A 12,428-nucleotide genomic window follows, 5' to 3' on the forward strand; every position below is an offset into this window, starting at 1 on the left:
TTGGGTAGAACTAATAATATAAGTATATGAAAACCGTCGTTTACACATATTGTGGAAATAAATACATGTTCACAATTCGGATGATAAGTTTGGTAAAATATAACGAGTGTAATAGAGAGCTTAAATCATTTGATAGAAAAACAAAAATGAGGAGGCAGGAAAAATGCCTGAGCAACACACAAAAGGGGATACTGGCACAATTGTGCTAGAAAAAGAAAATGAACATTTAACGCCTCAAGAATGCGATATTCTTGGTGAGATTGCTAATATATCATTTGGTTCAGCTTCGACTGTATTATCAACAATTTTAAATAGGCAAGTAAGTATTACTGCTCCTCAAGTAGAATTGGTAGATTTATATGATACAAGTGATGTTGAAATTCCACATGTTGTATTAAATATCCATTTCACAAAAGGATTAGATATGGAAAATCTTCTTGTTCTTCAACAAGATGTTGCTTTATCTATTGCTGATTTAATGATGATGGGAACAGGTGAAGTTGAAGAGGGAAAAGAGCTTGGTGAATTAGAGCTAAGTGCAGTACAAGAAGCTATGAATCAAATGATGGGATTCGCAGCAACATCTATGTCAGAATTCTTCCAAGATACGGTAGACATGTCTCCGCCAACAATTAAAGTTGTGCAACTTACAGAAGAGATGGAGAAGATTTCTGGTATTAATGGGAATAATATGGTTGTTAAAGTATCGTTTGAATTAAAAATAGATAATCTTGTGAATTCTCAGCTTGTACAGGTTGTTTCAGTTGAACATGCGAAGCGAATGATAAATAAATTGTTACAATTATCTGGTGGTGTGGAAGAAGAAATAGATGAGCCGACGGAAGTGCAGGAAACTGAGATTGTAGAAGAGCATGTAGAAAAAGAGCAATTAACACAAGAAGAGAAAGATGTGCTTGGTGAAATTGCGAATATTTCAATCGGTTCGGCTTCAACAGTACTATCGACGCTTTTAAATCAGCCTGTCACTATTAGTACACCAAATGTAGAGGCGATTAATGTTCGTCATTATGAAGGAGTACCGGTTCCGTTTGTTATTTTAAATGTCGATTTTGTTGAAGGACTAAAAAATGAGAATGTATTCGTATTTACGAAAGATGTTGCTTTAACAATGGTAGATTTAATGATGATGGGAACGGGTGAAATTGATCCGGAGAAAGAGCTAAGTGAATTAGAGTTAAGTGGCATTAAAGAAATTATGAACCAAATGATGGGGCATGCTGCAACAGCGATGTCAGAAATGTTTAAAGAAAAAATGGATATGACACCACCAGACGTTAAATTTGTTTCTTTAAAAGAAGAAATGGAGTATTTGGGAGAGTCGATGGCAGTTGACGAACTCGTTCAAATTACTTTTAATCTTGAAATTGGTGATCTCCTTCAATCAAAGATGTATCAAATACTACCGATATCAGAAGCGAAAGAAATGGTTAGAAGACTTCTATATCCGATGGTGGAAGAGCAAGAAGAAATAGTTGAGGAAGTTGTTGAAGAGGAAGAAATTCCTGCACCAGTCGTACAGCCAATTGAATATAAAGAAGTCAAGCAAGTTGAGCCAGTATATATGGATACATCTATTCTACAAAATGTAGAAATGAATGTTAAATTTGTATTTGGAAGTACAGTGAGAACAATTCAAGATATTTTAAGTCTACAAGAAAATGAAGCGGTCGTACTTGATGAAGATATTGATGAACCGATTCAAATTTATGTGAACGATGTATTAGTGGCGTATGGAGAACTTGTAAATGTAGATGGGTTTTTCGGAGTAAAAGTGACGAAATCGCTATAAGGCGTCAAAATAGGAGTTTGAACAAATAGATGAAAAAAGTAAAGTTTTTTCTAGTTAGTTGGCTATTCTTACATATATGCATATTTTCACCATCACAAGGGCAGGCAGAAGAAAAAAGTGTACAAGATCAAAATATAAGCGAAATGAATGACCAAGAGGGAAAAAATAAAGAAGTTCAGGAACAGCCGGAACAAGTGGAAATGCCCTCGGTTGAAGATGAAAAAAAAGTAGTAGAAAATGAGCAAGGGAAAGAAAAAAAAGAAGAAAGAACGATAGAAACAGACCGAGGGGTTATTACAGTTAATAAGCAGGAGCTAAAGGTTGGCGAAGAAGTGCGGATTGCTGTAGAATCAAATGAAAAAAACATTCAAAGTGTAAAAGGCATATTACAATTACAAAAAAATGGTGAGCAGTACAGACAAGAGAGAATAATATCTTTTGAGTATGAAGAAGAAACGAAGCGATGGATCGCTAATTATAAGGCCGGAATATATGATTTACAAGGTGATTGGAACCTTAGGCTCGTTGAAAGCTATAAAGAAGATGAGAAGGAAGAAGTAATAGAGAACGAATTAAATGTCCCGCTCATTCGTATAAACAATGAAGCACCAACTATAGATAAAGAATTGCCAAAGTTAGAGAAAGTTAGTATTGATGAGGCAAAAGGGAACTTAATTGAACGGAAAAAGGGAGAATCCGTTCATATACGAGTACAAACGGTAGATATAGAATCGGTTGTTAAAGAAGTGCGCGTTATATTAAAAGGAAAAGAAGACGGTAACGATATTACTTTTTTATTAGACTATAATAAACGCGACATGGATTGGCAGAAAATATTTGAAATAACAGAAGCTTTACCTGTTGGGCCGCATCAACTTATTGTGGAAGTAACAGATGGGGCAGGTAACAAACTTGTGACAGAGAGTGAATATATCGTTTCTATCATCGAACAAAAAGTGAAAGATGATGAAAAGATAGAAGAGCAAGAGAATCAAAATGAAGTAGAAGATAAGAAAGAAATTGAGAAGCAGGAAGATCCGAAAATAGAGATGCCGCTTCCAGAAGAAAAACTTCCAGTTATTCAAATTCCAAAGCAAGACGAGAAAGTAAACTATTTTATAAAAGAGCCGTTGAAAGAGAAAGAGGAAATCAACTACGTTATAAAAGAGCCAGCGACAGACAATAAGGAAGTAAATAATGTGAAGGCTCATAAAGAGAAAAAAAGCAAAAATGAAAATCAAGTCGTTTCTAAAAAGAAAGAGAAAATAGAAGAACAACAAGAAAAGAAAGAGGAAAAAAGTGAGCAGGGAGTACAGGCTTCTAATGTGTTTGCTGTTATGTCAGGATTATTTGTACTATTTTTAGTTTTAAAGAGTAATAAAGAGTGGGGCTAATAATTTGATAGTAGTGGAGGCGCTTAGATGGAAATTAAACGTACTACAATTGAAAATAAGACGCTACACCCATTAAAACAGCCTGCAGCTATTTCAGAACATGAAATTCAAAAAGAGCGAAAACGGAGTAATCTTGTGTTTACCGGGCGGTCCCAAATCATTTCGAACAATAATGAAATAGGGATTCTACTTGCGAGTTTAGGTGATGGAAAGATTGTAAAAGAAATGCTTTCTAAGGAAATGGATACCGTGTTGCAGTTGTTTTCAAAGCTACATATGTTGTCTGAGGAAGGAAAGCAATCGGAAAAAATATATGAACAAATTGTTAAAAGTTTGCAGGGGCTTATTAAACAAGCTCATATAAAGGGAGTTCCGTTATTAGACGGAACGTATGATTTCGCTGAAGTGCAGCTTTCGTTTGGAAGAAAAGTGCATATTCCGTTACTTGATGTAAGTGCGCTCATTTCTAGAGTGGAACAAGATACATCAGAAGGAAATACGAATTTAATGATAACAGTTATTACAGCTTACATGACAAAATTGTCTAACGAAACAATTTTAATTAGCGGTACGGATCGTATTTCTAAAGAACGTGATGTGAGTGTGTGGAGAGCACTTGCAGAAATGAATATGACGCAATTATCGCATGCGTTGAAACATACGATTCAAGAGCATAAATGGTCTGTTACAGCTCTATTTCTCTTTATATGGGTTATAGGTATCATATTGATTCGTATTATATAATAAAAAAAGGTCGTCATTTCAATTATGACGACCTTTTTCTATATTTTTTCGTAGAAGAATGTATCAAAACGCTGAAGGTTGTAGCGTTCGGGTGTTAAAATTTGTTCTGTGCTACCAACGAATAGTACGCCGCCTTTTCGTAAAGAACGACTAAACTTTTCATAAAGCTTTATTCTTGCTTCTTCTGTAAAGTAAATCATTACATTTCGACAAATAATTAAATCGTAGTTCGTATCAAATGTCTGCATTAATAAATCATGTTGTTTAAATGTAACTTGCTGTTTAATATTTTGATGCAATATATATGTATCATCTTCTTTTGTGAAATGACGTTGTTTTAAATCATTAGGTAATTCTTTCAAAGAGCGTTCTGTATATTGACCACGTTTTGCAGTTTCTAAAACATGAAAATCAAGATCCGTTGCTTGAATGTCATAACGAAACGGAGCTAGATGCTTCGATAATATTAAAGAAAGTGTATACGGTTCTTCACCGGCAGCGCAAGCAGCACTCCAAATTTTTAATTTACCGTTATTTTGTTCAAGTAGCTTTGGTAGAGCTTTCGTCTCTAACGTTTGCCAGCGCTCTTTATTTCTGAAAAACTCTGATACGTTAATTGTAATATAGTCAATAAAACTTAAAAATAACGTTTGATCGGTGCGTAAATTATTTAAAAAATTTGTGTAATTTTCAAAACCTTTTCTCGAAATGAAAGCGTCGATTCTTCGGCGCATTCTATCTTGCTTATAGGAAGCGATATCCATATTAAAGTGCTGTTTAAAACTTACGACAAATTGATTATAATCTTGTTCAGTTATCATATTTACAATAGGCACAATAACGATATTGTGCCTCCCCCTTTACATCATACGAATTTTTTGTTCAAAGCTTTTTTTCATCTGCTTTTCATGTAAGCCTGGTAAATCATAAATAACAGCATCAATTCCTTCTTCTTTTGCAACGTCAACGGGAATAACAGACGTATGTTTATCGCCGTTATAAAAACAGAGAACTAAATCGGTATCTTCGATAATTTGCTTTACAAAAAACATATAATCTGATCGATAAATGGAGTCGGAAGGATGATCAAAAGCAATATACTCTGCTCCGTGTTTTTTTAAATAATCAACGACTTCTTGAAATTCGTCTGTTAATACATGTAACGGTTGCAGTGTGTAAAGGCATAAATTTTGAGCGAGCCTTTCATTTTCAATGAAAAAACGAAGAACCTCATTTTCAATAGATTTATAACATAATATGTAAATTTTATGTTTGTGAGCATAGTCAATTAAAAATTTTTTTATTTCTTCCTGATCTAATGCTGTTAATTGATTTGAACCACAAAGAAAAATATTCATAGATTTGTGCCACCTCATGCTAAATTGTAACATATCTTCTATAAAAAATAACTGCAAAATATCATTGTACAGAGTATAATTATAAATAACTAGATTTTACGATTAAGTTTAGAAGGAAATAAAAAAATAAATAGGTGATATATATGCTGCGTTCTATCTCGCATAATCCAATTTTATCGCATATACCGCCTGCTACTCAAATGCCGAAAGAAGCAAATGTCAGGACAGGACTTGCTTTTTCGGATAATTTGCATGCAGATCCGAAAAACGATAAATTGTTAGAACAAATGGAAGCACTTGTTGATAACATTGGAGAAATTAAAGAGAAAATCGAATTAGAGTTAACGCTCGATAATGTAATGGAATACAAAAATACTGTAAAATCATTTTTGAATTTTTACGTTGATAACGTATTGCAGTATAAAGATGTTATGTCTCGTCATCCGCGTTACGGATATTCGCAGAAAATGACGATCGTAAAACAAGCTGAAATGGGATTAACTGAGTTAGAAGATGTTATGAATTTAATTAATACGAAAACAGGGCATTTAGAAATGTTAAATCAAATTGGAGAAATTCATGGTTTAATTGTAAATTTAGTCTTGTAAAGGAAAGGAAGCTATATGTACATACAATTATATGAAAAGCTCGTTATTATTCAAAAGGCATATGAAAATATTCAAACGCTTGGGGAACAAATATATGAGAATTTAAAAAATAAAAATGTAAATGCAGTTCAAAAGTTGCAAGTAGAGCAATTGCAGTACATAGAAGGTGTTAAAGGATTATCGCGATCTTTTGAGGAAATGGTTGTTCAGCTTTGTAAAGAAAAACAAGTTGAACCGTTGCGTATGCGTTCGCTATTTTCGTATTTTTCACAGGAAGAAAATGAAAAAATGGAAGAATTACAAAAAAGTTTAAATGAATTAGAAGAAAATGTAAAAATGATTCTTTTGAAAAATCAATATTACTTAAACGTACTATTAAAAACTACAGAAAGTATTGTGGATTCCGTTTCTGAATACAATTTGGAGAAAAACAATAATTCGCAAATCTTTATGAATGAACTATTGTAAAGGAGAAGTGAAGCATTATGAGATTATCTGATTATAATACGCCGTTATCTGGTATGCTAGCGGCCCAAATGGGATTACAAACGACAAAACAAAACTTATCTAACATTCATACGCCGGGTTATGTTCGTCAAATGGTAAATTACGGATCTGTTGGAGCAAGTAACGGTCATACGCCTGAACAGAGAATCGGTTATGGTGTACAAACATTAGGAGTTGACCGTATTACAGATGAAGTGAAAACGAAGCAATTTAATGATCAGTTGTCACAGTTCTCTTACTACGCATATATGAATTCTACTTTATCACGAGTAGAGTCTATGGTAGGAACGACAGGGAAAAATTCATTATCTAGTTTAATGGATGGATTCTTCAATGCTTTTCGTGAAGTTGCAAAAAATCCAGAACAACCAAACTACTACGATACATTAGTTTCTGAAACTGGGAAGTTCACAAGTCAGATAAATCGTCTTGCGAAAAACTTAGATACAGCAGAAGCACAGACGACAGAAGATATTGAAGCACATGTGAATGAATTTAATCGTCTTGGTGCTAGTTTAGCAGAGGCGAATAAAAAAATTGGACAAGCAGGGACACAAGTACCTAATCAACTATTAGACGAACGTGATCGCATCGTTACAGAGATGTCTAAGTATGCCAATATTGAAGTATCTTATGAATCTATGAATCCTAATATCGCGAGTGTTAGAATGAATGGTGTTTTAACAGTAAATGGACAAGATACATATCCACTTCAATTAAATAAAGAAAAAGAACCAATGTCTGTTGCGATTTATGGATCGGATATTCCTTTAAATGGTGGAGCAATTCAATCAGCGATAGATACGAAAGCGAAGATTGCTAGTTATAAGAAAAACCTTGAAGAATTAATGAGTTCTGTAAAAGGTCAAGTGAATACAGTGATGGGAAAAGATTTCTTCGTTGGAGATCATGCGAAAGATATTCAGTTAAACCCTGAATTCGCAAAAGATGTTTCGAAAATGAAAATCTCCGCTGAAACAGCAAATAAACTAGCAGGAATTACAGATGGAGATTATAAAGAAGGTCTTTCTTATAAACAAGCATTAGACCAATTTATAGTTGGTGTAGCTTCTGATAAAAGTGCAGTGAATGCTTATCAAAATATTCATAAAGATTTATTAGAAGGTATTCAACAAGAAAAAATGAGTATTGAAGGCGTAAATATGGAAGAAGAAATGGTTAATTTAATGGCTTTCCAAAAATATTTTGTCGCAAACTCTAAAGCTATTACGACGATGAATGAAGTGTTTGATAGTTTGTTTTCGATTATTAGATAACATGTAGAAGGATCGAAAAAGCTTTTATTGTGATGGAAGAGAGGGTCCGGCGCAGGATAGAAGCGGACAGAGCCTTTTAGTGGACCAAGCCATGTTAGACCAGAGATATGAGATGGTTGAATGGGAAGTTACGGGGGAGAATAGCCATGTTTAGCAAGAGTCCTCCCCCATGTAAATTAAATGAAAACGAAAAAGTCTTTTTTATGAGGGAAGAGGATAGCTGTATATAGGTGAGGTTTCTTCTTCGCACCAATTCAAATATAGATAAAGGAGAAGGTAAAGATGAGAGTATCTACATTTCAAAATGCAAACTGGGCAAAGAATCAGATGATGGATTTGAATGTGCAACAGCAATATCATCGAAATCAAGTAACTTCAGGTAAGAAAAATCTTTTTATGAGCGAAGACCCACTTGCGGCAAGTAAATCATTTGCGATTCAGCATTCGTTAGCAAATATTGAACAAATGCAAAAAGATTTAGCAGATTCGAAAAATGTATTAACACAAACTGAAAATACATTACAAGGTGTTTTTAAATCTTTAACAAGAGCGGATCAATTAACATTACAAGCGCTAAATGGGACGAATAGTGAAAAAGAATTGAAGGCAATCGGTGCAGAGATTGATCAAATTTTAAAACAAGTTGTATATTTAGCGAATACGAAAGAGCAAGGCCGTTATATTTTCGGTGGGGATAGCGCTGAACAGGTTCCATTTACAGAAGATGGTACGTATCAAGGTGGAAAAAATGATGTGAACTGGCAGCTAAATGATGGTTATGATTTAAAAGCATTTCGTAACGGAGAAGAATTATTATCACCAGTTATAAAAACGTTAAAACAGATGAGTGAAGCGCTGAATAACGGTGATCAAAAAGCTTTGCAACCGTTATTGGGAGAAAATAAGAAAAACTTAGATAGCGTCATTAACCGTACAACTGAAGTTGGTTCAACTATGAACACGATGGAGACGTTTAAAACAATTTTAAGCGAGCAAAATTTAGCGCTTCAAGAAAATCGTAAAGAAATTGAAGATGTTGATTTAGCGGTAGCAATTTCTGACCTAGCGTATATTAATGCAACTTATGAAGCAACGCTTAAAGCAGTTAGTACGATGAGTAAAACGAGCATTTTAGATTACATGTAAATGATAAGGAGTGAAAAATATGGCAGGGACAATATCTAATTATGGTGACAGACAGCAAATATGGAATTTAGGAAATAACATGATAGATACAAAGAAGTTAGTAGATTTAGAGTTACAAGCATTGGAAATGAAAAAATCACCATATACTACACAAAAACAAACGTTAACAAATGAAAACAAAGTGTATGCGAGCATGAAAAAAGAGTTTGCAAATTTTGTGCAAGTATTCAAAGATTTAAACACATTTAAAGGTGATGAAAAGAAAACAACTCTATCCAAAGATGGTTTTATGACAGCACAGGCGGATGCTGCTGCAATTCCTGGAACATACACAATTACAGTAGAGCGAGTAGCAGAAAGGCATCAAATAACTACAGCTCCACTTACTCCCCCAAAAACTCCTGAAGGTACGGAGCAAAAATTCAGTTTAGATTTAAAGCTTGGAGTAGATGATGTATTTCAGATAAATGGAAAAGAAGTTAAAATTTCGGAAGATATGACGTATAAAGATCTTGTCAATAAAATTAATAATGGAAATTATGGTGTATCCGTATACACATTAGGGGATCAACTATTTTTCACATCTACTATTGCAGGAAAAGAGGGAGAGCTGAAATTAACGGATGGTGCCAATGGCTTTTTACAAAATATAGGGCTGGTTACTTCTGCGAAAAATACGGATGGAACGAATGCCATTGCACATCAAGTGACAGGAGCAGTAAATGCAGAATATACAATAAATGGAATTAAAGGAACTAGTAAAACAAATAAGATTGATACAATTCCAGGATTAACTATTAACTTAGAAAAGGTAACTACAGAGCCAATTAAATTAACTATCGAAGATTCAGATATAAAAAATTCGATAGATTTAATCAAAAAAATGAAAGATGAGTATAATAACGCTGTTAAAAGTTTAGATTTGTTTTCTGGTGAAAATGGAGTAATGCAAGGGAATAATGTTTCATTTGCTATCAGTAATGCAATGACAAGCATTTTTAGATTTTCCCAAGATGATAAGTATTTATTTTCTTTTGGGATTCAAATTGATAAAACAGGAAATATGACTCTTGATGAAGAGAAATTGAAAATAGCTTTTAAAGAGAATCCAGAATCTACAAAACAATTTTTCTTTGGTTTTAATGGCATTGGTCATGATATAGATAAAAAGCTCGAGGGAATCTTTGGAGATGAAGGGATTATTGGAAAACGCTCTAAAAGTATTGAAAAGCAAGTAACTGATTTAGAGAGAAAAATTCAAGATATTGATACAATTAATAAGAAAAAACAAGAATCAATTATTGATAAATATGCAAAGTTGGAAAGCCAGCTAGCATTGCTTGATAGTCAGCTGCAGACAATCAAAGCAATGACAAAAACAAAAAGTGATGATTAATGAAAGCTGAGGAAGTGATTATATGCAAGCATGGCAACGTTATATGCAAAACGATATTATGACGAGTAATCCGATTAAAAATACAATATTTATTTATGAAAGATGTATCGTAGAGTTTCGTAAATTAGAAGAACTTTTAAATACATTTAAACTTCAAGAAGGAGACGACCTTCTTGAAAAGTTAGAACGTATATTTGAAGAGTTGAAGCTTCAATTAAATCCTGATATTTCGAAAGATTTATATGACAGCCTATTCGGTTTATACGATTGGATTAGCATTCAAATTCAAACGATGAAAGTAACGCGTGAAGCAAAAGACATTGATGCGATTGTACAAGTGTTACAAGATTTAATAGACGGTTACCGTGGAGCGCTCGAAAATGAACAATGATATTTATCGAACGTTTGTCAGTTGTTTTAATGGAATCGGTGAATTGCAGGTTTCAGATGAAGAATTTGCTGAGAAAAGTGAGATGTTAAATCGTTGGATGATGACATTGGATGAAGAAACGCGCGCAGATGTTGCAACGGAAGTTACCCCGTGGATTATTAAGGCAGCGCAGCATATTCGAGATAAGCAAAAGATTTTGGAAGAAATGATTATGGAAAATGATGGGCGAATGAAAGCTAATTCATTTTATGGTAAATATTAATGATAAAGTATGGAAACGGATTCCCCTTTTTAAAAGGGAATCCATTCCTTGTTTAAATAAAGAGTTCCGCTGATTGAGGTTTCACTTTATGCCTGTAATGAGAAAGTAATCTAAATAATATAAAAATTAACTTTGATTTGTATTTCATATATCGAAATATTTCATGGATTACTACGTGTATACATTTTTTTGTATTCTTTTTTATATTTTTGTATTTTTCTAAAGACAACAATGGAAAAATGGAATAAAATATGTAAGGGTACATAATAGTAAATATTTTAATAAATACATATAAGGAAATAAATAATGAAGTGAAACTTCCATCAGTGGATCATTAAGTTAGAAAAGGAAGGGTGTGGAATATGCCAGATTTAGTTAGTGATGTAAGTCATTATATGAACTATTTAGTAACGAAGCGAAATACCGTTTCTAGTAATATTGCAAATGCGAATACACCTGGCTATAAAGCACAAGATGTAACATTTGCTGAGAAAATGAATATGAGCAGTGGATTATACAAAAAAAATGCTGCGGATTTAAAGAGTAATCCAGATTTATATCAAACGAATGTAATGCACTTACCGACAGCAAATACGAAAAATACATACGCAAAGATTCAAACGAAATCAATGCAAACGAATAAAGATGGAAACAGTGTTGATGTAACGACAGAAATGCTAGATTTAATGAAAACAAACCAATTATACGGTGTTTCAATTAATGCAATTAATACGCAATACGCTATTAACCAAGCAGCACGTGGACGTTAATAGTAAAAGGAGAGACAAAGATGTTTCAGGCAATTAATGCAAGTGGTTCAGGGCTAACTACAGCGAGAAAATGGATGGAAGTTACTTCTAACAATATCGTAAATGCAAATACGACGGGAGCACCGGGTGCAGAGCCGTATCACCGTCGAAGTGTGGTGTTGGAATCAAATAATAGTTTTGCAAGCATGCTAGATGGAGCTCCTACTAACGGAGTGAAAATAAAAAGTATTGAAACGGATCGAAATGAAAATCTTGTGTATGATCCGACGCATCCGCATGCAAATGAAGAAGGATATGTACGTTATCCGAACATTGATGTGACAGCTGAGATGACGAATGTAATGGTTGCTCAAAAAATGTATGAAGCAAATACAAGTGTATTAAATGCGAACAAAAAAATGCTCGATAAAGATTTAGAAATCGGCCGAGGATAAGAGGGAAGAGGGGAAATATGAAAATTCAACCAATGTTAAATACACAGCCATTTGGAGCGATTCAGCCGATTGGCACACAGAAAACTTCAGAAACATCTGTAGTTGAAGGCAAAAAGTTTATTGATTTATTGGAAGATATGAATCAAACACAAAATAATGCCCAAACAGCAGTATATGATTTACTGACAAAAGGGGTAGGAGAAACGCATGACGTTTTAATTCAGCAGAAGAAAGCTGAATCACAAATGAAAACAGCTGCTCTCGTACGCGATAATCTTATTGAAAATTATAAGTCACTAATTAATATGCAAATTTAGGAAAATGGACGGGT

General features: G+C 33.7%; 15 protein-coding genes. 13 read left to right on the forward strand and 2 right to left on the reverse strand.

Annotated features, from left to right (window positions below; translation table 11 throughout):
• The first annotated feature begins 163 nt into the window (after window positions 1-163).
• From AC1DS7_RS09850 to AC1DS7_RS09860, 3 genes are read left to right on the forward strand one after another with little or no spacing between them, the layout of a single operon-like run.
• Window positions 164-1,810, forward strand: coding sequence for a flagellar motor switch protein (locus tag AC1DS7_RS09850; RefSeq protein ID WP_002012064.1), 1,647 nt, complete (start codon window positions 164-166; stop codon window positions 1,808-1,810).
• Window positions 1,811-1,839: 29 nt separating this feature from the next.
• On the forward strand, window positions 1,840-3,204 hold the full coding sequence (locus AC1DS7_RS09855) for a hypothetical protein (RefSeq protein ID WP_002012063.1): 1,365 nt from the start codon (window positions 1,840-1,842) through the stop codon (window positions 3,202-3,204).
• 27 nt (window positions 3,205-3,231) lie between these two features.
• A complete protein-coding gene (locus AC1DS7_RS09860; protein ID WP_012260661.1) occupies window positions 3,232-3,948 on the forward strand; it encodes a hypothetical protein in 717 nt (238 codons plus the stop codon).
• Between the two features lie 38 nt (window positions 3,949-3,986).
• On the opposite strand, the gene AC1DS7_RS09865 is transcribed toward AC1DS7_RS09860, so the two are convergent.
• Window positions 3,987-4,769, reverse strand: a complete 783-nt coding sequence (locus AC1DS7_RS09865) for a CheR family methyltransferase (protein WP_002166047.1) — start codon at window positions 4,767-4,769, stop codon at window positions 3,987-3,989.
• Window positions 4,770-4,808: 39 nt separating this feature from the next.
• Entirely contained in the window at window positions 4,809-5,306 is a 498-nt protein-coding gene (locus AC1DS7_RS09870) for a flagellar motor switch protein FliG (protein WP_012260662.1), read from the reverse strand.
• Between the two features lie 143 nt (window positions 5,307-5,449).
• Here AC1DS7_RS09870 and AC1DS7_RS09875 point away from each other — a divergent pair, with 143 nt between their 5' ends.
• The 10 genes from AC1DS7_RS09875 (at window position 5,450) to fliE (ending at window position 12,414) form a co-directional block, all read left to right on the forward strand.
• A complete protein-coding gene (locus AC1DS7_RS09875) occupies window positions 5,450-5,914 on the forward strand; it encodes a YaaR family protein (RefSeq protein ID WP_002141107.1) in 465 nt (154 codons plus the stop codon).
• 15 nt (window positions 5,915-5,929) lie between these two features.
• Complete coding sequence (locus AC1DS7_RS09880; protein WP_002064619.1) at window positions 5,930-6,382, forward strand: flagellar export chaperone FlgN; 453 nt, start codon at window positions 5,930-5,932, stop codon at window positions 6,380-6,382.
• A 17-nt stretch (window positions 6,383-6,399) separates the two neighbouring features.
• A complete protein-coding gene (gene flgK / locus AC1DS7_RS09885) occupies window positions 6,400-7,698 on the forward strand; it encodes a flagellar hook-associated protein FlgK (RefSeq protein ID WP_002141110.1) in 1,299 nt (432 codons plus the stop codon).
• 282 nt (window positions 7,699-7,980) lie between these two features.
• On the forward strand, window positions 7,981-8,844 hold the full coding sequence (locus tag AC1DS7_RS09890; protein ID WP_012260663.1) for a flagellar hook-associated protein 3: 864 nt from the start codon (window positions 7,981-7,983) through the stop codon (window positions 8,842-8,844).
• Between the two features lie 19 nt (window positions 8,845-8,863).
• Window positions 8,864-10,240, forward strand: a complete 1,377-nt coding sequence (locus AC1DS7_RS09895; protein WP_012260664.1) for a flagellar hook-associated protein 2 — start codon at window positions 8,864-8,866, stop codon at window positions 10,238-10,240.
• A 22-nt stretch (window positions 10,241-10,262) separates the two neighbouring features.
• On the forward strand, window positions 10,263-10,631 hold the full coding sequence (locus AC1DS7_RS09900; protein ID WP_012260665.1) for a flagellar export chaperone FliS: 369 nt from the start codon (window positions 10,263-10,265) through the stop codon (window positions 10,629-10,631).
• Window positions 10,621-10,893, forward strand: a complete 273-nt coding sequence (locus AC1DS7_RS09905) for a hypothetical protein (protein WP_002135383.1) — start codon at window positions 10,621-10,623, stop codon at window positions 10,891-10,893. The genes AC1DS7_RS09900 and AC1DS7_RS09905 overlap by 11 nt, the downstream gene beginning before the upstream one ends.
• Window positions 10,894-11,255: 362 nt before the next feature.
• Complete coding sequence (flgB, locus tag AC1DS7_RS09910) at window positions 11,256-11,663, forward strand: flagellar basal body rod protein FlgB (protein WP_012260666.1); 408 nt, start codon at window positions 11,256-11,258, stop codon at window positions 11,661-11,663.
• 20 nt (window positions 11,664-11,683) lie between these two features.
• Entirely contained in the window at window positions 11,684-12,097 is a 414-nt protein-coding gene (gene flgC, locus AC1DS7_RS09915; protein ID WP_002030933.1) for a flagellar basal body rod protein FlgC, read from the forward strand.
• A 17-nt stretch (window positions 12,098-12,114) separates the two neighbouring features.
• Window positions 12,115-12,414, forward strand: a complete 300-nt coding sequence (fliE, locus tag AC1DS7_RS09920) for a flagellar hook-basal body complex protein FliE (RefSeq protein WP_002064631.1) — start codon at window positions 12,115-12,117, stop codon at window positions 12,412-12,414.
• Window positions 12,415-12,428: the final 14 nt, after the last annotated feature.

It is taken from the genome of Bacillus sp. P4_E1, assembly GCF_056401715.1.